General features: G+C 69.9%; 20 protein-coding genes. 14 read left to right on the top strand and 6 right to left on the bottom strand.

All coding sequences use genetic code 11. From position 1 onward, the window contains the following. Window positions 1–27 precede the first annotated feature (27 nt). The gene (locus tag ACSFBM_RS32385; protein WP_435488056.1) at window positions 28–1,182 is read left to right on the top strand and encodes a cytochrome P450; all 1,155 of its coding nucleotides are present in this window, start codon (window positions 28–30) and stop codon (window positions 1,180–1,182) included. Here the strand turns inward: ACSFBM_RS32385 and ACSFBM_RS32380 are convergent. Both ACSFBM_RS32380 and ACSFBM_RS32375 read right to left on the bottom strand, forming a co-directional pair. Continuing rightward, complete coding sequence (locus ACSFBM_RS32380; protein WP_435488055.1) at window positions 1,140–2,138, bottom strand: flavin-nucleotide-binding protein; 999 nt, start codon at window positions 2,136–2,138, stop codon at window positions 1,140–1,142. The two genes, ACSFBM_RS32385 and ACSFBM_RS32380, sit on opposite strands and share 43 nt — an antisense overlap. After that, window positions 2,135–2,791, bottom strand: a complete 657-nt coding sequence (locus tag ACSFBM_RS32375; RefSeq protein ID WP_435488054.1) for a glutathione S-transferase family protein — start codon at window positions 2,789–2,791, stop codon at window positions 2,135–2,137. Before ACSFBM_RS32375 ends, ACSFBM_RS32380 begins: the two co-directional genes overlap by 4 nt. A gap of 122 nt (window positions 2,792–2,913) precedes the next feature. Here ACSFBM_RS32375 and ACSFBM_RS32370 point away from each other — a divergent pair, with 122 nt between their 5' ends. Continuing rightward, the gene (locus tag ACSFBM_RS32370; protein ID WP_435488053.1) at window positions 2,914–3,804 is read left to right on the top strand and encodes a LysR family transcriptional regulator; all 891 of its coding nucleotides are present in this window, start codon (window positions 2,914–2,916) and stop codon (window positions 3,802–3,804) included. Here ACSFBM_RS32370 and ACSFBM_RS32365 read toward each other — a convergent pair. Genes ACSFBM_RS32365 through ACSFBM_RS32355 form a run of 3 tightly spaced genes read right to left on the bottom strand, consistent with a single transcriptional unit; the run spans window position 3,801 to window position 5,940 of the window. Continuing rightward, window positions 3,801–4,433 carry a hypothetical protein gene (locus ACSFBM_RS32365; RefSeq protein WP_435488052.1) on the bottom strand — a complete coding sequence of 211 codons (633 nt, stop codon included), beginning with the start codon at window positions 4,431–4,433 and terminating at the stop codon, window positions 3,801–3,803. The two genes, ACSFBM_RS32370 and ACSFBM_RS32365, sit on opposite strands and share 4 nt — an antisense overlap. Then, complete coding sequence (locus tag ACSFBM_RS32360) at window positions 4,430–5,101, bottom strand: hypothetical protein (protein WP_435488051.1); 672 nt, start codon at window positions 5,099–5,101, stop codon at window positions 4,430–4,432. Before ACSFBM_RS32360 ends, ACSFBM_RS32365 begins: the two co-directional genes overlap by 4 nt. Then, window positions 5,098–5,940, bottom strand: coding sequence for a hypothetical protein (locus ACSFBM_RS32355; protein ID WP_435488050.1), 843 nt, complete (start codon window positions 5,938–5,940; stop codon window positions 5,098–5,100). The genes ACSFBM_RS32360 and ACSFBM_RS32355 overlap by 4 nt, the downstream gene beginning before the upstream one ends. A gap of 82 nt (window positions 5,941–6,022) precedes the next feature. Here ACSFBM_RS32355 and ACSFBM_RS32350 point away from each other — a divergent pair, with 82 nt between their 5' ends. The 10 genes from ACSFBM_RS32350 (at window position 6,023) to ACSFBM_RS32305 (ending at window position 15,926) form a co-directional block, all read left to right on the top strand. Beyond that, complete coding sequence (locus ACSFBM_RS32350; protein ID WP_435488049.1) at window positions 6,023–7,018, top strand: ATP-binding cassette domain-containing protein; 996 nt, start codon at window positions 6,023–6,025, stop codon at window positions 7,016–7,018. 3 nt (window positions 7,019–7,021) lie between these two features. Further along, window positions 7,022–7,846, top strand: coding sequence for an ABC transporter permease (locus tag ACSFBM_RS32345; protein WP_435488048.1), 825 nt, complete (start codon window positions 7,022–7,024; stop codon window positions 7,844–7,846). 112 nt (window positions 7,847–7,958) lie between these two features. Next, complete coding sequence (locus tag ACSFBM_RS32340) at window positions 7,959–8,693, top strand: DUF3348 domain-containing protein (protein ID WP_435488047.1); 735 nt, start codon at window positions 7,959–7,961, stop codon at window positions 8,691–8,693. Next, window positions 8,690–11,260, top strand: a complete 2,571-nt coding sequence (locus ACSFBM_RS32335; protein ID WP_435488046.1) for a DUF802 domain-containing protein — start codon at window positions 8,690–8,692, stop codon at window positions 11,258–11,260. Before ACSFBM_RS32340 ends, ACSFBM_RS32335 begins: the two co-directional genes overlap by 4 nt. Then, window positions 11,260–11,931: an OmpA family protein gene (locus ACSFBM_RS32330; RefSeq protein WP_435437614.1), complete on the top strand. Its 672-nt coding sequence runs from the start codon at window positions 11,260–11,262 to the stop codon at window positions 11,929–11,931. The genes ACSFBM_RS32335 and ACSFBM_RS32330 overlap by 1 nt, the downstream gene beginning before the upstream one ends. Beyond that, window positions 11,924–12,568, top strand: coding sequence for a DUF2894 domain-containing protein (locus ACSFBM_RS32325; protein WP_435488045.1), 645 nt, complete (start codon window positions 11,924–11,926; stop codon window positions 12,566–12,568). The genes ACSFBM_RS32330 and ACSFBM_RS32325 overlap by 8 nt, the downstream gene beginning before the upstream one ends. Window positions 12,569–12,647: 79 nt before the next feature. Continuing rightward, entirely contained in the window at window positions 12,648–13,103 is a 456-nt protein-coding gene (locus ACSFBM_RS32320) for a MarR family winged helix-turn-helix transcriptional regulator (RefSeq protein ID WP_435488044.1), read from the top strand. A gap of 58 nt (window positions 13,104–13,161) precedes the next feature. Continuing rightward, window positions 13,162–13,587: an organic hydroperoxide resistance protein gene (locus ACSFBM_RS32315; RefSeq protein ID WP_435488043.1), complete on the top strand. Its 426-nt coding sequence runs from the start codon at window positions 13,162–13,164 to the stop codon at window positions 13,585–13,587. Window positions 13,588–13,742: 155 nt separating this feature from the next. Beyond that, window positions 13,743–14,858, top strand: coding sequence for a DUF2855 family protein (locus ACSFBM_RS32310; protein WP_435488042.1), 1,116 nt, complete (start codon window positions 13,743–13,745; stop codon window positions 14,856–14,858). Window positions 14,859–14,891: 33 nt separating this feature from the next. Further along, the gene (locus ACSFBM_RS32305; RefSeq protein ID WP_435488041.1) at window positions 14,892–15,926 is read left to right on the top strand and encodes a serine/threonine protein kinase; all 1,035 of its coding nucleotides are present in this window, start codon (window positions 14,892–14,894) and stop codon (window positions 15,924–15,926) included. On the opposite strand, the gene ACSFBM_RS32300 is transcribed toward ACSFBM_RS32305, so the two are convergent. Continuing rightward, window positions 15,917–16,819, bottom strand: coding sequence for a LysR family transcriptional regulator (locus ACSFBM_RS32300; protein WP_435488040.1), 903 nt, complete (start codon window positions 16,817–16,819; stop codon window positions 15,917–15,919). The genes ACSFBM_RS32305 and ACSFBM_RS32300 overlap by 10 nt on opposite strands. Before the next feature lie 92 nt (window positions 16,820–16,911). Between ACSFBM_RS32300 and ACSFBM_RS32295 the strand changes: the two genes are divergently transcribed. Together ACSFBM_RS32295 and ACSFBM_RS32290 are read left to right on the top strand one after the other, a co-directional pair. Continuing rightward, window positions 16,912–18,651, top strand: a complete 1,740-nt coding sequence (locus ACSFBM_RS32295; RefSeq protein WP_435488039.1) for an acyl-CoA dehydrogenase family protein — start codon at window positions 16,912–16,914, stop codon at window positions 18,649–18,651. Window positions 18,652–18,685: 34 nt separating this feature from the next. Then, on the top strand, window positions 18,686–19,666 hold the full coding sequence (locus ACSFBM_RS32290; RefSeq protein WP_435488038.1) for a Bug family tripartite tricarboxylate transporter substrate binding protein: 981 nt from the start codon (window positions 18,686–18,688) through the stop codon (window positions 19,664–19,666). The last annotated feature ends 1 nt before the right edge of the window (window position 19,667 follow it).

Raw genomic sequence — 19,667 nt, 5'->3', positions numbered from 1 at the left:
CGGCAGTGTCGATCGCACACTGGGCGCATGAACTCTGACACCCCCGCCGACCCGGTCGCGGCCGCCACGCATGCCGACCCCTATCCGTACTACGCAACCCTGCGCGAAGGACCGCCGCTGGATTGGAACGATGCGCTGCGCGTGTGGGTCGCGAGCCGCGCGGACGTTGTCGCGCAGCTGCTGCAGGCGCACGGTGCGCTGCGCGTGCGACCCGCGGCGGAACCGGTGCCCCGTGCCCTCTTGGGCAGCGCGGCCGGCGAGGTGTTCGGCCACCTGGTGCGCATGAACGACGGCGCGGCGCATGCGGCGCACCGGCCCGCGCTGCAGCGGGCGCTGGCCGGGCTCGACCTGCACGCGGTGCGAGAGGCCGCCTTGCAGGTGGCACAGCGCGTGCCGCAGCGGCAGCCGCTGTCGGACACGCTGTTTTCGATGCCCGTGCAATCGGTGGCGCACCTGCTGGGCTTTGCCGACGACGCACTGCCGCAGGTCGACCGGTGGATGCGCGACTTCGTCGCCTGCCTGTCGCCGCTGTCCACGGCCGGCCAGCTGCAGGACGCCAGCGCGGCGGCGGGCGCACTGATGACACGCTTCGAAGCGCTGGTGGCCGGCGCGCCGCCGCGGCACGGCACGCTGCTGCACGGCGTGCTGGCCGACAGCGCGCCGCCGTCACGCGCGTTGCTCGCGAACCTGGTCGGCCTGCTGTCGCAGACCTGCGATGCCACGGCGGGCCTGCTCGGCAACAGCCTGGTCGCCGTGATGCGCGAGCCTTCGCTGCGCGAAGCGGTCCGCACGCGCGATGGGCTGCAGGCTGTGGTTGAAGAGACGGCGCGGCACGACCCCTCCGTGCAGAACACGCGGCGCTTTGCAGTGGAGGCCGTCGCCATCGCGGGCACCACGCTGGCCGAAGGCGACGCGGTGCTGGTGCTGCTGGCCTCGGCCCAGCGCGACCCGCTGTTCAACCCCGACCCGGACCGCTTCATGCCAATGCGCGCCCAGCGCCGCATGCTCGGCTTCGGCCATGGCGTGCACGCCTGTCCGGGCCAGGCCCTGGCCTGCACGCTGGCGGCGGCCGGCCTCCAAGCCCTGCTGGCCCGCATGCCCGCGACCGACCTCGCAGCGCAGCGCCTGCGCGGCTGGCGCTACCGGCCGTCGGCCAACGCGCGCATTCCGGTGTTCCACTGACCGGTGCCCGCGAGGTGCGGCGACAGCTGCGCGTCGCTCCAGCGCAGCGGCAATGCCGCCGGGCGGCGCAGCGCGTGCGTCACGTGAAAGCGCATCAGCCGTTCCGCGCCTTCGAAGGCCTCGACCTCAGGCCCGCTCCACACGATCTCGGCCGTCACCGCCACGTGCAGCAGGTCGCCGCTGTCGAAGTCGATGAACAGCAGCCCCGCGCGCGGATGCGCCGCCAGGTTGCCCAGCGTGTTGAAGAAGCGGTTGCCGTTGAAGTCGGGCACGGTGAGCGTGTCGTCGCCGTCGATGCGCACGAAGCCCGGGCGCCCGCCCCGGTGCGACACGTCGACGCCGTGCGAGCTCGCATCGGCCTCGTCCCCGGCCGCCGCTTCGTTCGGGTAGGCGGTGGCGATGAACAGCGTGTCGGCGCTGCCGATGAGGCGGTGCGCGGCCAGGTCGAGCCTGTCGAGCCACTGCGCCGGCTGCACGGGCAGCGCATTGCCCCGGTTCGAAGCGAGCTCGGGCTCGCGCGCCTGGATGTAGCGCGGGCAGTTGCCGAAGCTCTGCTGCACAGCGACCGTGAAGCCCGCGGCGTCGAGCGCCTCGACCGTGCCGTTCATGCGGTTGCGCCGCCGCGTGTGCGGCTGGATGCCGAGCAGGCCCAGCGTGGCGCCTTGCGCCAACGGGCCGGCGAGCGGATCGCCCGCGGCGGGCAATGCATCGACACGCAGGTGCGTGGCGTCGGGCGAGTGCATGAAGCCGGCCGGCGCGGCCAGCACGCTGGCCCAGGGCTGCAGCCCGGCGTCGAGGCTGCCGACCACGAGGAACGGCAACTGCGCGAAGAACGCGCGGTGCTGGTCGGGCATGTGGTCGCGGATGACACGTGGCCCCGCAAACTCCATCTGCTCGCGCGAACCAGCCAACGACTGCAGCGCACGTTCGCCCGCATGAAACGGCGCGGCGATCATGCGACCGCCGCCAGCCCGACGGGCGTGTGCACCATCGGAACAAAGCCGGGCAAGGCTTCCACGCGTTCGAGCCAGCCGCGCACCTTCGGATAGGTGGCGAGCGACACGCTGCCTTCAGGCGCATGTGCCACATAGGCGTAGTTCGCGATGTCGGCCAGCGTGGCGGCCGGCCCCGCGAGAAAGGCCTGCTGCTGCAGGTGCATCTCCATCACCGAAAGCAGCGCATGCGAGCGCGCGACGGTTTCCGTGGGGTCGGTGGCCAGACCGAACAGCGCCATGATGCGCGCCGCCGCCGGGCCGTACGCCAGCGGGCCGGCGGCCACCGAGAACCAGCGCTGCACGCGCGCCGCGCCCACCGCGTCGCGCGGCATCCAGCGCGCGGGGTCGCTCGCATAGCGTTCGTTGAGGTAGACCAGGATGGCGTTGGAGTCGGCCAGCGTGAGTTCGCCGTCCTCGATCACCGGCACCTGCCCGAAGGGGTTGCGCGCCAGGAACTCCGGCATGCGGTGCTCGCCCTTGCGCATGTCGAGCTCGATGTTCTCGAACGGCAGCCCGAGCATCGTGAGGAACAGGCGCACGCGGTGCACGTGCCCCGACAAGGCGGAGCCGTAGAGCTTGATGGGCTGGGCGGGTCGAGCGGCGGCGGCGTTCATGGAGGGCCTTTCAGGAGTGAGGAGTGCCCGTGGGGGCGTTGTGCCGATTCTTCTCTCTTGCGCCCGATGAATGAATAGCCACTTCTGTATTTGACTGCTGCGTTTTCCGGTCTAATCGCCCCATGGATCGTTTCAGGGCCATGCAGACCTTCGTTCAGATTGCCGACCAGGGCAGCATGACCCGTGCCGCCGAGGCGCTGGGCACCTCGCTGCCCGCGGTGGTGCGCGCGCTGGCCGCGCTCGAGGCGCACCTGGGCGTGCGGCTGTTCCACCGCACCACGCGCCGGCTGTCGCTCACCGAAGAGGGCCGCCACTACCTGCCGAGCGCGCGCGACGTGCTGCTCGCGGCCGACGCCGCCGACCTCGCGCTGAGGGCCGAGGCCAGCGAGCCCGCGGGCCAGCTCACCATCACCGCGCCGGTGCTGTTCGGCCACATGTACGTGGCGCCCGCCATCGTGCGCTTCATGCAGCGCCACGAGAAGGTGCGCTGCAGCGTGCGGCTGTACGACCGCAGCGTGAACCTGCTGGAAGAAGGCATCGACGTGGGCATCCGCATCAGCCCGCTGGAAGACTCGTCGCTGGTGGCGCAGACGCTGGGCACCATCCGCCGCGTGGTGGCCGCGAGCCCCGCCTACCTGGCGCAGCACGGCGTGCCGCAGCATCCGCGCGACCTGGAAGGCGCGCCCTGCGTGCGCGGCCGGGTCGACATGCCGTCGCAGTGGGTGTTCCGAGAAGGCGGCAAGACCATCGGCGTGACACCGAGCGTCCGGCTGGAGTTCAACCACAACGCCCCGGCCATCGAGGCGTGCGCGGCGGGCATGGGCTTCGGCACCTTCTTCTCCTACCAGGTGATGCCGCACGTGGCGCAGGGACGGCTCGCGCTGGTGCTCGAAGACTTCGAGCCGCCGCCGCGCCCGGTGAGCGTGATCTACCCGAACGCGCGGCTGCTGCCGGCGCGCACGCGGGCGTTCATCGCGTGGATGAAGACGGAGTTCAGCGGGCTCAGGCTCTAGCCGGGGCCGCCGGCCCCGCCGGGGGCAGCGGATGGCAGCAGGAAGGGCGCGAGCCAATCCGGTTGCGGCGGGTGGGGCGGCTCGCGGCTGTCGTGCAGGCAGATTTCGGAATCCTGCTTCAGCAGCGGCCACCCGTCGTGCGCGAGCTGGTCCGTCAATGCCTGCACGCGCGCGCTGAACTCGGCCCACGGCTCGCGGCTGCACAGCGTCACGAAGCAGGTGTCGGCGTCCTCGCGCAGGCTGTCGCGCGACAACCGTGCGCCATGCACCTCGCACAGGCGCCGCAGGTCGGACATGTCGTGCAGTTGCCGCAGCTTGCCGCGCCACTCGAAATACCGGCCCGGGTGGCCGAAGCGTTCGGAGTCCTGCACCGGGGCGTCGACCTTCACGTCGAGCACGGCCAGGCCCGCACGCGCCAGCCACTGCGCCAGCGCCATCGCCTCGGCCCGGGCCTCCTCCAGATCGGCGCGCAGCCAGGCCGTGGCCGAGGGCTGGCGCTGCTGCTCGCCGTGGTGGTGATCGATCAGCAGCGGCCGCAGCCCGACCTGCTCGCACGTCGCGACAAAAAGGGGAATCTGGGAATCGTGCAGCGCGCCGCAGGTCAGGTGCAGCTCCAGCATGCCCTTCATCGCGCCACCGCCGGTTCAGGCAGCGGCTTGCCGTCGCACAGCGCGGCAGCGTCGAGGGCCATGCCGCGCACCGCCTCTTCGAGCCCGAGGTTCAGCACCGACATGAACTCCCCGTTGCCGCTGGCGAAGTTGGTGCGCGTGCCCATGCCGTGGTACTGCCGCATCGCAGTCTTGCCTTCGGGCAGGCGGTAGCTCACCTGGAGCACGACGTGAGAGACGAGGTTCAGGCCCGCCGACCACGCGTGCGCCAGGCGCAGCGCCACGTCCGCGGTGACCTGCCCCGTGCCGCCGTTCACTAAGGGTGCGCCGAGCACCGGCTGGAACCCGTAGCGGCGGGTCGACTGCAGCGCGCCGCGCGTCCACGCCGTGGCGTCGCCGCTGCGCAGCGACTGCACCGAGCGGGGCGTGGCATGCACCGTGGGCAGCATCACGGTGAGGTTGCCGGCGTTGGCCTTGTTGTTGCGCAGGTCCTCGACGGCCGGCAGGTACAGCGTGCAACCGCGCACGAGCCGCGACGTCGCCACCGGCGCGCCGTCGGGCCGCTCGGCCGGCTCCGGCGAGGCCTCGAACACCATGGGCAGCGGCTCGCTCTCGGTGACCGCACGCGACAGGCCCGGCAGGGCGCACAGCGCAGCCAGCGCAAGGGAGACCCCGCGGCCGGCCCTCATGGCGCGGCGCTCCGCACCGAATACACGGCGCCGTCCTGGTCGCGGAACAGCACGCGCCCGGGTTGCTCGTCGAAGCTCGGGCCGGCCAGCATGAGCCACGAGCCGTTGACGTTGAAGCGCACGGTCTTCACGCCGGCGGCACGGGCGCCGTCGATGTCCCTCGCCACGGCGTGCAGCGTCTGCGTCAGCGACTCGCGCATCACGCCGCGCAGCACCTGGCCGTCGTTGGCCGTGAGCCGCCGGATGACGGCGGCGCGCGCCGTGCCGCCGATGGGCGTCTGGAAGATGACCGCCGTGCGGTAGCTCGGCTCGCTGCGCCCGTCCTGCCACAGCAGGGCGGTGGTGCGCGTGGTGAAGGCGCCCAGGCCGGGCTCCAGCGCGTACTGCAGCAACAGCACCATGTAGGCGGGGCCGTCCCTGGTGGCGGCGATCCGGGCCTCGTGCTCGGCCTTCGGCGGCATGGCCGCGAGCACCTGCGAGGAGCGGACTTTCAGCGGAAACGCGGTCGGCTCGGCCAGCGCCGCATCCAGCGCCTTGCCGGCCTCCACGCGGTAGTCGTAGTCCAGCAGCGGCCCGACGATGGCCTGCACCTCGGCGCTCATGTCCTTCTGGCGCGACTGCTGCACCGACGAGTCGATGATCGCGCCGATGAGCCCGCCGCCCATGGCCGCGCTCACGCCGGGGGCCTGCGCGGAGAACATGAAGCTCTCCTGCGCGACGACCACGCGCACGTCGACCGCCTGGACCTTGCCGCGGTCCGCGGCGGCCAGGGGCCGATGAAAGGGGGCACAGGCGCCGAGCAGCAGCAACACGGACAGCGCAAGCCAGAAACGCAGCATCGTTGGGCCTCCCGCCGCGAAATGCAAACTGGCGTCGATTGTGCCGCCGGCCAAGGGCCCAGGTTGCGCGACTTGTCCATCGATGCAAGCAAGGGGAACGGCTGTTGCGTGCCTGCGTCAGAATGGCCGCGTGCCGCCCTCCTCACCGTCTTCCCCTTCCCCGCTCTTTCACGTCAGCCACCTGCGCAAGCGCTATGGCGACACCACCGTGGTGGACGACCTGTCGTTCGAGATCGCGCCGGGCGAATGCCTGGGCGTGATCGGCCCGAACGGCGCGGGCAAGACCACCACCATCCGCATGTGCCTGGGCCTCACCGCGCCCGACGGCGGCGAGATCTCCGCACTGGGCCTGCAGATGCCGCGCGACGCGCTGGCCATCAAGGCGCAGTTGGGCGTGGTCACGCAGTTCGACACGCTGGACCCCGACTTCAGCTGCGCCGAGAACCTGGTGGTGTACGGCCGCTACTTCGGCTTCGCCAAGGCGCAGGTGCGCGAGCGCGTGCCGCAGCTGCTGGAGTTCGCGGCGCTCTCGCACAAGGCCGACGCGAAACCGGGCGAGCTGTCGGGCGGCATGCGCCGGCGCCTGTCGCTGGCGCGCGCGCTGGTCAACGACCCCAAGCTGCTGCTGCTCGACGAGCCCACCACCGGCCTCGACCCGCAGGCGCGCCACCTGATGTGGGAGCGGCTGCAGGTGCTGCTGCAGCAGGGCAAGTCGATCTTGCTGACCACGCACTTCATGGACGAGGCCGAGCGCCTGTGCTCGCGCCTGCTGGTGCTCGACCACGGCCGCAAGATCGCCGAAGGCCGGCCGCGCGACCTGATCGCCGAGCACCTGGAGCCCGACGTGGTCGAGGTGTACGGCAACGGCGCGGTGGCGCTGGCCGAGTCGCCGACGCTGAAGGCGATGGCCGCGCGGGTGGAGGTCAGCGGCGAGACCGTGTTCTTCTACACGCAGGACGCGCGGCGCCTGCTGGATGCGCTCACGCAGCACGGCGGGCTGCGCACCTTTCACCGGCCTGCGAACCTGGAGGACCTGTTCCTCAAGCTCACTGGTCGACAGATTCGCGAGGACGGCTAGGCCATGAACACGACGACAACGAACGCGCCCGCTTCGCCTTCGGTCTGGCGCGCGCCCGAGCTCTCCATGCGCTGGTGGCCCGTGTTCCTGCGCAACCTGCTGGTGTGGCGCAAGCTGGCCATTCCGAGCCTGATCGGCAACATCGCCGAGCCGCTGATCTGGCTGGTGGCCTTCGGCTACGGCATGGGCGCGCTGGTGGGCCAGGTGGCGGTGGACGGCGTGAAGGTGCCCTACATCCTGTTCCTGGCCAGCGGCTCGATCTGCATGAGCGCCATGAACGCGGCCAGCTTCGAGGCGCTGTACTCGGCGTTCTCGCGCATGCATGTGCAAAAGACCTGGGACGGCATCATGAACGCGCCGGTGGGGCTGGACGACATCGTGCTGGCCGAGATGCTGTGGGCGGCGTTCAAGTCGATCTTCACCGTCACGGCCATCCTGTTCGTGATGCTCGGGCTGGGCATCAGCCACAGCCCCAAGCTCGTCGTCGCGTGGCTGGTGCTCATCGGCGCGGGCATCACCTTCTCGTCGATCGCGCTGATCTTCAACGCGCTGGCCAAGGGCTACGACTTCTTCACCTACTACTTCACGCTGTTCATGACGCCGATGATGTTCCTGAGCGGCGTGTTCTTTCCGCTGGAACAACTGCCGTCGGCCGTGAAGGCGGTGGCCGCCTGGTTGCCGCTGACCAATGCGGTAGCGCTGGTGCGCCCGCTGTTCATGGACCAGTGGCCGGCCGACTGGTGGCTGCACGCGGGCGTGCTGGCGGTGTATGCGGTGGCGGCGTTCTGGCTCGCGCTGGCGCTCACGCGCAAGCGGTTCAGGGGCTGAAGGGCCGGCGAAACGGGCCGTCCCACCGGCGCGTCAGGGGCTGTAACCGGGCCGGCCGGCGCGGGTCTTCGGTGTAGACTGCCAGGTTTTTCGGACTGCGGTATCTGGCTGTATGGCGCAAGTTTCAGGGCGCACAGGATTCAACGGCTCGGCGCTCGTTCGCTTGCTTTCACGGCTCTCCGAAGTCGACGTTCGCGAACCCCGGCAAGTCACCGCCGACCGGCTGAGCCAATGGTTCGGCTGGACCGACGCCATCTCTCTTTCTGCCGCATTGAACGGCAACCCGGCGGCCTCGCCGTCCGGTACACGCGCGTCCTCCAACGCAGAAGAAAACGAATGTAACCGCGTGCGCGCCGCGCTCACGAGCGCCATCGCGCAGGACAGCACCTTCCTGCCGGCACCGGCCTCCACGCCGTTCACCAAGGCCACGCCGTCCAAGGACACCGCCATCGACACTCCGGCCGCACCGACCGCCCCCCTCGACTTCGCACCCTACCGGCAGCGCTACCTGGCCCGCCAACAGGCGATGGACGCGGCCGTGGGCCCGTTGCGCGGCCGGTTGCGCGCCAGGCTGGCGGGCACGTCGAGCGCCATGGCGCGGCTGGCCGGGGTGGACGTGGTCATGGAGCAGGTGCTCGGTGCGCAGGAGCGCAGCCTGCTGGCCACCGTGCCCACGCTGCTCGAAAAGCATTTCAGGCGCCTGCGCCAGGCCGCGCCCGACGGCTGGCTCGACACCTTCCACCAGGACGCACGCGACGTGCTGCTGGCCGAACTGGACCTCCGATTTCAACCGGTCGACGGGCTGCTCGAAGCTCTTCGCACCAGGCACAAAGACCTTCCTCCATGAACAGATTCCTTCATCACGCGGTCCTTGCCGCAGGCCTGGCCATCGTGGTCTGGGCCGGCGCGGGCTACATCGGCTCGAACCCGCTGGCGCTGGGCGTCACGCTGCTCGTCGGCGCGTTCTACATCATGGGCGCGCTGGAGCTGCACCGCTTCCACCAGGCCACGTCCACGCTGACGAAGGCCGTGGCCGACCTGTCCGCGCCGCCAGCCCAACTGGGCACGTGGCTGGCCCAGCTGCACCCTTCGCTGCAGAACGCGGTGCGCCTGCGCGTCGAAGGCGAGCGCGTGGGCCTGCCCGGCCCGGCGATGACACCGTACCTCGCGGGCTTCCTCGTGCTGCTGGGCATGCTGGGCACCTTCCTGGGCATGGTCGTCACGCTCAAGGGCACGGGCATCGCACTGGAAAGCTCGACCGACCTGCAGTCCATTCGCGCCTCGCTGTCCGCCCCCGTGAAGGGCCTGGGCCTGGCGTTCGGCACCTCGGTGGCGGGCGTGGCCGCATCGGCCATGCTGGGCTTCGCCTCGGCGCTGAGCCGGCGCGAACGCATGCAGGCCGGGCAGTTGCTCGACACGAAGATCGCGACCACCCTGCGCCCGTACTCGCAGGTTCACCAGCGCGAAGAGTCCTTCAAGCTGCTGCAGCGCCAGGCCGAGGCCATGCCCGAGCTGGTCGGCCAGCTGCAGGCCGTGATGGCGGCCATGGAGCGGCAGAGCCTGGCGCTCAACGAGCGCCTCGCCGCGGGGCAAGACAACTTCCACCTCAGGACCGAGGCCGCCTATGTCGGGCTGGCCGCGTCGGTCGACAAGTCGCTGCAGCACAGCCTGACCGAAAGCGCGCGCATCGCGAGCGCGGCGATCCAACCCGTGGTCGAGGCCACCATGGCGGGCATCGCACGCGAGACGGCCTCGCTGCACGACACGCTCGCGCAGACCGTGCAGCAGCAGCTCGACGGCCTTTCCACCCGCTTCGAGGCCACCACCGGCCGCGTGGCCGACACCTGGAAGCTCGCACTCGCCGAGCACCAGCGCACGACCGAGGTGCTGTCCAGCGATGTGCGCGGCGCGCACGACCGCCTGGCCGAGACCTTCGGCGAGCGTTCGGCCGCGCTGGTCGATAGCGTGGCGGCGCGGCTCGAAGGCACCGTGGCCACCGTGTCCGACACCTGGGGCGGCGCACTCGCGCAGCACCGGCTCGCGAGCGAGAAGCTGTCCGCCGACACGCAGCAGGCACTGACGGGCGCGGCCGCCACCTTCGCGCAGCATTCGGCCTCGCTGCTGGGCACGGTGGGCCAGGCGCACACCGACCTGCAGACAGAACTCGCGTCGCGCGATGAACAGCGGCTCGCCGCATGGACACAGTCGCTGGCGTCGATGGCCGAAACGCTTCAACAGGAGTGGCAGCAAGCCGGCGCCCGCACGCTGGGCCAGCAGCAGCAACTGCTGGACACCATGGCGCAGACCGCGCGCGACATGTCGGCCCAGACCGAAGCGCACGCGAAGAACACCACCGCGGAAATCGCGCAGCTGCTGCAGGCCGCCGCCGAGGCGCCCCGCGTCGCGGGCGAAGTGATGACCGAACTGCGCCAGAAACTCGCCGACAGCATGGACAGCTGGCAGGCCACGCTGGCCGAGCACCAGCGCACGACCGAGGCGCTGTCTGCCGATGTGCGCGGCGCGCACGACCGCCTGGCGCAGACCTTCGGCGAGCGCTCGGGCGCCCTGGTCGACAGCGTTGCGGCGCGCCTCGAAAGCGCCGTGGGCGGCGTGGGCCAGGCACACGCCGAACTGCAGACGAAGCTGGCGTCGCACGACGAACAGCGCCTGTCCGCATGGACGCAATCGCTGGCGTCCATGGCGCAGGCGCTGCAGCACGAATGGCAGCAGGCCGGCGCGAACACGCTCGGCCAGCAACAGCAACTGCTGGAGACCATGGCGCAGACCGCACGCGAGATGTCGGCACAGAACGACGCGCATGCGAAGCGCACCACCGCCGAGATCGCCCAGTTGCTGCAGGCGGCTGCGGAGGCGCCGCGCGTCGCGGCCGACGTGGTGGCCGAGCTGCGCCAGAAGCTGTCGGACAGCATGGCGCGCGACAACGTGATGCTGGAGGAACGCAGCCGCATCCTGGACACGCTGTCCACGCTGCTGGACGCCGTGAACCACGCCTCCACCGAGCAGCGTGCGGCGGTCGATTCGCTGGTGGCCGCGTCGGCCGACGTGCTGGAGCGCGTGGGCAGCCGCTTCACCGAGAAGATCGACGAGGAAACGCACAAGATGTCGGCCGTGGCCGCGCAGATCACGGGCGGCGCCGTCGAGGTGGCCAGCATGGGCGAGGCCTTCGGCTTCGCGGTGCAGCTGTTCAGCGAGTCGAACGACAAGATGGCCGCGCAGCTGCAACGCATCGAAGGCGCCCTGGGCAAGTCGATCTCGCGCAGCGACGAGCAGCTGGCCTACTACGTGGCGCAGGCGCGCGAGGTGATCGACCTGAGCATCATGTCGCAGAAGCAGATCGTCGAAGACCTGCAGCGCATCGCCGACCGGCAGGCCGCCGTGGGCAGCGAAGCGTGATGCAGGACGAGCTCGACGGCGGCACCCACGGCGTGGACGGCGCAGGGCCCGGCGTGCCGGTGTGGGCAGTGTTCGGCGACCTGATGTCGGGGCTGCTGGGCGCGTTCGTGCTGATCCTGGTGTGCGCGCTGGGCATGCAGCTCGAACTGGCCAGCAAGCTGGAGACCGAGGTGCAGCAGCGCCAGGCCGAGGCCAAGCGCCGGCAGACGCTCGAAGAGGCGCTGGCGGGGCCGCTGGCCGCGGGCCGTGTGACGCTGAACAACGGGCGCATCGGCATCAGCGGCAACGTGCTGTTCGCCTTCAACTCCGCCGACCTGCAGCCCGAAGGCCGGCAACTGCTCAAGAGCCTGGCGGGCCCGCTGGCCGCGTACCTGCGCTCGCGCGACGAGATCCTGATGGTGAGTGGCTTCACCGACGACCGGCAGATGCGCGACAACGCACGCCAGTTCGCGGACAACTGGGAGCTGTCGGCACAGCGCGCGTTGACCGTGACGCGCGCGCTGATCGAATCCGGCGTGCCGTCGTCGTCGATCTTTGCCGCGGCTTTCGGCGCCGAGCAGGCGGTGGCCTCGAACGCCGACGCCGACGGCCGCTCGAAGAACCGGCGCGTGGAGATGGCGCCGACGCCCCGGCCCTCGCGCTCCGGCACGGGCACGAAGGCCCGTGAGTAAGGACGCCGCACCCGACGCAGGCGCGGCGCTGGCCGCGTGGCGCGAGCGTGGCGACGACCGATTCGACCCCGTGCGATTTCGCTTCATCGAGGCGATGGCGCGCCGCGCTGACGCACACGACGGCGAAGCACGGCGCATGCTCGACGAGCGGATCGCCCGGCTGCTCGCGGCGTACGGCGAGGCGCTCGACAAGCGGCCTGACGCGATCGCCCCGCCGGAAGAAGCATCGCTCGCCCGCAGCGCGTTCGCAGACCTCATCGACCACCTCGCGCAGCATGCGCCGCCCCCCGGCGAAGGCCTTGCCGCGACCGGTGCCACGCCCGACCTGAAGGCCGTCACCTACTTCCGCAGCACCTGGTCCAAGCTCAGCGCCGACCGGCGCCTCACGCAGTCGCTGGCCAAGGTGCCGGACAACGCCGGCCCGCTGAACTCGCACCACCTGGTGCACCGCGCGCTCATCCTGATGCGCGAGCTGTCGCCGGAGTACCTGAACCGGTTCATGTCCTACGTCGATTCCCTGTTGTGGATCGACCAGGCCAATGGCAGCATGGCAGCCGCGGCGGCGGCGAGCGCGCCGCGCGCCGACAACCCGAAGAAAACCGCCCGAGAGAAAACGGGCCGCGGCAAGCCGGCCTGAACGCGGCGGCCCTGCCGCTGAAACCGACGCTTTCAATTTTATATTGCACGCAATTCAATTGCTCACTACAATTCAACCCATGCGCTCCACCCCCGTCACCGCCGACGACATGCTCAAGCTGGACAACCAGCTGTGCTTTGCGGTCTATTCCGCCTCGCTGGCCATGACGCGGCTGTACAAGCCGCTGCTCGAAAAGCTCCAGCTCACCTACCCGCAATACCTCGTCATGCTCGCGCTCTGGGAGCAGGACGGCCACACCGTCTCTGCGCTCGGCGAGCAGCTGTCGCTCGACTCGGGCACGCTCACGCCGCTGCTCAAGCGCCTCGAAGCCAATGGCTACGTCAGCCGCGTGCGCGACGTGGCCGACGAGCGGCGCGTGCACATCACGCTCACCGCCGCAGGCCGCAAGCTGAAAACCAAGGCCGCCAACGTGCCGGCCTGCCTTCTGGCCGCCACCGAATGCTCGGTGCCGGAACTCATTGCGCTCACGCAGCAGATCCAGACGCTGCGCGACCGCATCAAGAAAGCCGCGTAGCTTCTCCACGCGCGGCGAACGTTCACCCCGTCCCTTCACTTCATCAAAGGAAATCACCATGACCACCAAGCTCGACAAAGTGCTCTACACCGCAGAAGCCCACACCGTCGGCGGCCGTGACGGCGCAGGCAAGTCCAGCGACGGCGCCATCGACGTCAAGCTGAGCTCGCCCGGCTCCGGCAAGCCCGGCACCAACCCCGAACAGCTGTTCGCGGTCGGCTACGCCGCCTGCTTCATCGGTGCGATGAAGGCTGTCGGCCCGAAGATCGGCGTGAAGGTGCCGGAAGACGTCGCCATCGACTCCAGCGTTTCCCTCGGCCCGACGAACGGCGGTGTCGCTTACGGCATTTCCGTGAAGCTGGCGATCACGCTGCCGGGCCTGGATACCGACGCCAAGCAGAAGCTGGTCGACACCGCGCACCAGGTGTGCCCGTACTCGAACGCCACCCGCGGCAACATCGACGTCGAACTCACCATCGCCTGAGTTCACGCTCGGTGCATGAAGGGCGGCCCGGCAACGGGCCGCCTTTTTTTGTGCCCGCCGATGTCTCACGGGTGACGCCGGAACGCGCCGCACGGTAGCGCCTTTCATCCAGCTTGGCTAACGTCGCGGGCACATCCACTGCCGGAGCTTCACCCATGAGCACGACCAGCCTCCTGATTCGCAAAGACCAGCTCGCCACCACGCGCCTGCACACCGCCGACGACGAAGCCCTGGCCGACGGCCAGGTGCGCGTGCGCATCGACAGCTTTGCGCTCACCTCGAACAACATCACCTACGCCGCCTTCGGTGATGCGATGAGCTACTGGCAGTTCTACCCGACCGGTGAAGAAGGCTGGGGCAGCATCCCCGTGTGGGGCTTCGCGAGCGTGGTGCAGTCGCTGCACCCCGGCGTGGCGGTGGGCGAGCGGCTGTACGGCTACTGGCCGATGGCCTCCAGCGCGGTGCTGAGCCCAGGGCGGCTGTCGCCGGAACGCTTCGCCGACATGGCCGAGCACCGCGCGGCATTGCCGGCCGTCTACAACCAGTACTTCCGCTGCGCGAGCGATGCGCTCTACACGGCCGGCACCGAAGACATCCAGGCGCTGCTGCGTCCGCTGTTCATCACCTCGTGGCTCATCGACGACTTCATGGCCGACAACGACTTCTTCGGTGCGAAGACGATGCTGCTGTCGAGTGCTTCGAGCAAGACGGCCTACGGCACCGCATTCCAGCTGCACCAGCGCGAGGGCATCGAGGTGATCGGCCTCACGTCGCCCGCCAACGTCGCCTTCTGCGAAAGCCTGGGCTGCTACGACCGCGTGCTGACCTACGACGCGCTCGACAGCATCGCGGCCGATACGCCCTGCGTGTACGTCGACTTCGCGGGCAACGGGGCGCTGCGCAACGCGATCCACGAACGCTTCGTCGACCTGAAGTACAGCAGCTCCATCGGCGGCACGCACGTCGAGCAGCTCGCGGCCAAGGGCGCGGGCAAGGACCTGCCCGGCCCGCGCGCCACGCTGTTCTTCGCGCCGGCGCAGATCAAGAAGCGCACCGCCGAATGGGGCGTCGAAGAATTCGGCAAGCGCATGGTCGCGGCCTGGCACGCATTCATCGCCGAGGTCACGCACGCCAAAGGCCCCTGGCTGCATGCCGAACATCACCATGGCGGCGAGGCAGTGGTTGCCGCCTATGCGCAGGTGCTCGCGGGCAAGGGCGACCCGCGCAGCGGCCATGTCCTTTCTCTTTACAAACAACCTGTAGGCGCCTGAGACCGCGGGGCGCCGTGTGGCGACAATCGCCGCATGACCCTTTCCTCTGCAGCGCCCGCGAACACCCATCCTTACGAGAGCCTCACGCCCGACGTGGTGCTCGACGCGCTCGCGACGCTCGGCCTGTACGGCGACGGCCGGCTCACGGGCCTGAACTCCTATGAAAACCGGGTCTACCAGGTGTTCCTGGAAGACCGCAGCGCGGTGGTGGTCAAGTTCTACCGCCCCGGCCGCTGGAGCGAGGCCGAGATCCTCGAAGAGCACGGCTTCTCGCTCGAACTCGCAGCCAACGAAGTGCCGGCCGTGCCGCCGCTGGCCTTCGACGGCAAGACCCTGCACCACCACGCCGGCTTCGCCTTCAGCGTGAGCCCGTACCGCGGCGGCCGCTCGCCGGAGCTCGACGACTTCGAGGTGCTCGAATGGGTGGGCCGCTTTCTGGCGCGCATCCACACCGTGGGCAGCGCGAAACCTTTCGAGGCCCGCCCCGCGCTCGACCTGCAGACCTTCGGCCTCGACTCGCGCGACTGGCTGCTGGAGAACGACAAGATTCCGCTGGACATGCAGCGCGACTGGGAAAAGACCTGCAACGAGGCGCTGGACATGGTGCGCGCCACGGCCCTTGCGCTGCAGCCGCCGGCCTCCGACTTCAAGCCGCGCAAGCTGCGCCTGCACGGCGACGTGCACCCCGGCAACATCTTGTGGACGCCCACCGACCGCCCCGGCGGCGGCCCGCACTTCGTCGACCTGGACGACGCGCGCACCGGCTTCGCCGTGCAGGACCTGTGGATGCTGCTGTCGGGCGACCGCGCGCAGCGCACCTCGCAGCTGTCGGGCCTGCTCGACGGCTACGAGCAGTTCCGCGAATTCGACCGGCGCGAGCTGGCGCTGATCGAGCCGCTGCGCACGCTGCGGCTCATTCACTACAGCGCCTGGCTGGCGCGGCGCTGGGAAGACCCGATCTTTCCGATCAACTTTCCGTGGTTCGGCTCCAGCGACTACTGGAAGGGCCAGATCCTGGTGCTGGAAGACCAGTGCGAGCAGATGGCGGAAGAGCCGCTCTACGCCTGAAGCTTCGCGGCGGCCTCGATGCTGTCCGCCACGCCTTGCAGCAGCCGCTCGACCAGCACGTTCGCCGGCCCCGAGCGCCAGATGCCATAGGCCTCCGACTGCGCCACCTCCCGGTCGAGCGGGCGGAACACCGCGCCGCGCAGCGCCGAATGCCGCATCGCCTGCGGCACCAGCGCCACGCCCAGCCCCTGCGACACCAGCGACACCACCGCCAGCCAGTGGCGCACCTCGTGGCGCACCTCGGGCAAAAAGCCCGCGTCGGCGCAGATCGACAGGATGCGCTCGTGGTAGTCGGGTGAGGCCTCGCGCGAGAACAGCACGAAGGGCTGGTCGCGCAGGTCGGCCGGGGCCAGCACCCGCTTGCGCGCCAGCGCATGGCCCGCCGGCAGGCAGGCCACGAAGGGCTCCGACAGCAGCAGCCGGTGCTGCAGCTCCAGCGGCACGCGGCGCGTATGGGCAAAGCCCAGGTCGAGCCGGTCGTTCAGCAGCTCAGCGATCTGCACGCCGGAGTTGAGCTCGCTCAGGGTGATGCGCACGGCCGGGTGCTTCGCCTGGAATGCGCGCAGCGCCTGCGGCAGGCCCCGGTACAGCATGGCGCCGACGAAGCCGATGCGCAGCCGCCCCGCCGAGCCCAGCGCCACGTCGCGCGCCTCGATGGCGGCTTCTTCGGCCTGCAGCAGCACGCGCCGCGCCGAGATGCGCAGCGCGTCGCCCGCGGGCGTGAGCCGCACCTCCTTGCTGTTGCGCTCGAACAGCCGCGCGCCCACCGACTCCTCGAGCTGCCGGATCGCCACCGACAGCGGCGGCTGCGAGATCGACAGGCGCCGCGCCGCCCGCCCGAAGTGAAGCTCTTCGGCGAGCACGGAGAAATAGCGCAGGTGCCGCAGTTCCATGGATAGTCAGATCGAATAGAACAAGACCAAATCGATATTAGACACAGATCGTCGCGGCTTCAACAATGCGGTGAACCCAGGAGACAAAACGCATGTCCGAGAACGCCGCCGCCATCACCGGTGCCGCGCCAGCAGCCGCCCACGCCCATCCGATTCCCGACCGCCACGGCCAGAACCTGTTCAGCACCGACACCGAGCTGCACGCCCTGCTCGCGCTGTACCTGCCCGACGACCTGCGCCGGCACATGCAGCCGCACTTCGAGCGCCTGGGCGGCCTGGCGGGCGGCCTGCTCGACGAGCTGGCCGGCACTGCCGACCGCAACCCGCCCACGCTGAAGCAGCGCACGCGCACCGGGCTGGACGAGCAGAAGGTCGTCAAGCACCCGGCCTACGTGGAGATGGAGCGCCTCGCGCTCAGCGAGTTCGGCCTGGCGGCCATTTCGCACCGCGATGACACGCTGGGCTGGCAGGGCAAGATGCCGCCGCTCGTGAAATACGTGCTGACCTACCTGTTCGTGCAGGCCGAGTTCGGCCTGTGCTGCCCGGTGTCGATGACCGACTCGCTCACGCGCACGCTGAAGAAGTTCGGCACGCCCGAGCTGGTCGCCAGGTACCTGCCGCGCCTGACCTCGCTCGACTTCGACGAACTCGCGCAGGGCGCGATGTTCATGACCGAGCAGGCCGCCGGCTCCGACATCGCCGCCACCGCCACGCTGGCGCACCAGGAAGCCGACGGCAGCTGGCGCCTGACCGGCGACAAGTGGTTCTGCTCCAACCCCGACGCCGATTTCGCGATGGTGCTGGCGCGCGCCGATACCGAATCCGGCGGCCTGCCCGGCATGAAGGGCGTGTCACTGTTCCTGCTGCCGCGCCGGCTGGACGACGGCAGCCTGAACCACTACCGCATCATTCGCTTGAAAGACAAGCTGGGCACGCGCTCGATGGCCAGCGGCGAGATCCGCCTCGAGGGCGCGGTCGCGTACCTGGTGGGCGAGGCCGGCCGCGGCTTCGTGCAGATGGCCGACATGGTCAACAACTCGCGCCTGTCGAACGGTGTGCGCGCCGCGGGCCTGATGCGCCGCGCGGTGGCCGAGGCCGAGTTCATCGCCTCCGAGCGCCGCGCCTTCGGCCGCACGCTGGAACAGATGCCGCTGATGCAGCGCCAGCTCGACAAGCTGCGCCTGCCGGCCGAACAGGCGCGCACGATGGTGTGCCAGACGGCGCTGGCGCTGGCCCGCTCCGATGCCGCCGAGCCCGATGCGTACGCGCTGCTGCGCATCCTCACGCCGCTCATCAAGTTCCGCGCCTGCCGCGATGCGCGCAAGGTGACGGGCGACGCGATGGAAGTGCGCGGCGGCTGCGGCTACATCGAGGAGTGGAGCGACGCGCGGCTGGTGCGCGATGCGCACCTGGGCTCGATCTGGGAAGGCACCAGCAACATCGTGGCGCTGGACGTGATTCGCGCGGTGAAACGCGAAGGCTCGCTGCCGGTGCTGCGCGCGCACTGCGAGAAACTGCTCGACGACGCGGCGCTCGCCCCTGGTTACGCCAAGGCCCTGCGCGACGCGCTGGCACGCGCCGCCGCACTGACCGAGACGGCGGCGCGCGAAGGCGGCGACGTGCTCGCACGCCAGGCCGCCTCCGCGCTCTACCACTGCACCAGCGCCATCGCCATGGCCTGGGAGGCGGCACGCAGCGGCTCCGCCCCGCGCCTTCGCTGGTCGCAGCTGGTGCTGCTGCACCGCGTGCTGCCGCGCGACCCGCTCTCGCCCGACGCCATGCCTGCCGACTGGAACGGCGCCCAGGTTCGACCCGCAAGCGCGCTCGCCTGAGCCGCCTGTCCATCCACAAAAACGGAGACATCCCTTGAAACGCTCGACCTTCCTCCTGGCCGCCTGCGCCGCCACCTTGCTCACCGCAGTGCCAGCCGCACAAGCGGCCGATGCCTTCCCCTCCAAGCCGCTGACGCTGGTCATCCCCTTCCCGCCCGGCGGCCCCACCGACGCGATGGCGCGCACGCTGGCCGCCGAGATGAAAGACCGCCTGGGCCAGCCCATGATCGTGGAGAACCGCGCGGGCGCGGGCGGCAACATCGGCGCCGAGTTCGTGGCGCGTGCCGAGGCCGACGGCCACACGCTGATGTTCGGCACCTCGGGCCCGCTGGCCATCAACAAGAGCCTGTACCGCAAGATCAACTATGACCCGGTGAAGAGCTTCGCGCCGGTCATCCAGGTCGGCTACCTGCCCAACATCCTGGTGGTGAACCCGGCGTTGCCGGTGAAGAACGTGCCCGAGCTCGTGGCCTATGCCAAGGCCAACCCGGGCAAGCTCAGCTACGCCTCGTCGGGCAACGGCGCGTCGTCGCACCTGGCGGGCGTGCTGTTCAACTCCGTGGCCGGCACCGACCTGCAGCACATCCCGTACAAGGGCACCGGCCCGGCGCTCAACGACCTGCTGGGCAACCAGGTGAGCATGACCTTCACCGACATCCTCACCGCGCTGCCGTACGTCAAGGCCGGCAAGCTGCGCGCGCTGGGCGTGGCCACCGTCGCGCGCTCGCAGGCGCTGCCCGACGTGCCGACCATTTCCGAGCAGGGCTACAAGGGCTACGACGTGAGCGTGTTCTTCGGCATCGTCGCGCCGGCCGGCACGCCTGCGGACCGCATCGCCAAGCTCAACCATGCGTTTGCGGAGGTGTTGAACTCGCCGAAGGTCAAGCAGATGTTTGCGTCCCAAGGTCTAGAGGCGTCGGCCGATACGTCGCCGCAAAAGCTCGGGCAGTTCATTGCCGCGGAGTCTGTGAAGTGGAAGGACGTGGTGCAGAAGTCTGGGGCGCAGCTCGACTGAT

This window comes from Variovorax pasteuri (assembly GCF_051216435.1).
Lineage (GTDB): Bacteria > Pseudomonadota > Gammaproteobacteria > Burkholderiales > Burkholderiaceae_C > Variovorax.
This window is presented reverse-complemented; position numbering and strand designations above follow the sequence as displayed.

Excerpts from the sequence above, each read along its gene's own strand:
- ACSFBM_RS32320 (WP_435488044.1), top strand. The coding sequence starts at position 12,648 with ATGCGCTCCACCCCCGTCACCGCCGACGACATGCTCAAGCTGGACAAC.
- ACSFBM_RS32365 (WP_435488052.1), bottom strand. The coding sequence starts at position 4,433 with ATGAAGGGCATGCTGGAGCTGCACCTGACCTGCGGCGCGCTGCACGAT.
- ACSFBM_RS32375 (WP_435488054.1), bottom strand. The coding sequence starts at position 2,791 with ATGAACGCCGCCGCCGCTCGACCCGCCCAGCCCATCAAGCTCTACGGC.
- ACSFBM_RS32345 (WP_435488048.1), top strand. The coding sequence starts at position 7,022 with ATGAACACGACGACAACGAACGCGCCCGCTTCGCCTTCGGTCTGGCGC.
- ACSFBM_RS32330 (WP_435437614.1), top strand. The coding sequence starts at position 11,260 with ATGCAGGACGAGCTCGACGGCGGCACCCACGGCGTGGACGGCGCAGGG.
- ACSFBM_RS32370 (WP_435488053.1), top strand. The coding sequence starts at position 2,914 with ATGGATCGTTTCAGGGCCATGCAGACCTTCGTTCAGATTGCCGACCAG.
- ACSFBM_RS32335 (WP_435488046.1), top strand. The coding sequence starts at position 8,690 with ATGAACAGATTCCTTCATCACGCGGTCCTTGCCGCAGGCCTGGCCATC.
- ACSFBM_RS32300 (WP_435488040.1), bottom strand. The coding sequence starts at position 16,819 with ATGGAACTGCGGCACCTGCGCTATTTCTCCGTGCTCGCCGAAGAGCTT.
- ACSFBM_RS32340 (WP_435488047.1), top strand. The coding sequence starts at position 7,959 with ATGGCGCAAGTTTCAGGGCGCACAGGATTCAACGGCTCGGCGCTCGTT.
- ACSFBM_RS32310 (WP_435488042.1), top strand. The coding sequence starts at position 13,743 with ATGAGCACGACCAGCCTCCTGATTCGCAAAGACCAGCTCGCCACCACG.
- ACSFBM_RS32350 (WP_435488049.1), top strand. The coding sequence starts at position 6,023 with ATGCAAGCAAGGGGAACGGCTGTTGCGTGCCTGCGTCAGAATGGCCGC.
- ACSFBM_RS32355 (WP_435488050.1), bottom strand. The coding sequence starts at position 5,940 with ATGCTGCGTTTCTGGCTTGCGCTGTCCGTGTTGCTGCTGCTCGGCGCC.
- ACSFBM_RS32315 (WP_435488043.1), top strand. The coding sequence starts at position 13,162 with ATGACCACCAAGCTCGACAAAGTGCTCTACACCGCAGAAGCCCACACC.
- ACSFBM_RS32360 (WP_435488051.1), bottom strand. The coding sequence starts at position 5,101 with ATGAGGGCCGGCCGCGGGGTCTCCCTTGCGCTGGCTGCGCTGTGCGCC.
- ACSFBM_RS32295 (WP_435488039.1), top strand. The coding sequence starts at position 16,912 with ATGTCCGAGAACGCCGCCGCCATCACCGGTGCCGCGCCAGCAGCCGCC.
- ACSFBM_RS32305 (WP_435488041.1), top strand. The coding sequence starts at position 14,892 with ATGACCCTTTCCTCTGCAGCGCCCGCGAACACCCATCCTTACGAGAGC.
- ACSFBM_RS32380 (WP_435488055.1), bottom strand. The coding sequence starts at position 2,138 with ATGATCGCCGCGCCGTTTCATGCGGGCGAACGTGCGCTGCAGTCGTTG.
- ACSFBM_RS32385 (WP_435488056.1), top strand. The coding sequence starts at position 28 with ATGAACTCTGACACCCCCGCCGACCCGGTCGCGGCCGCCACGCATGCC.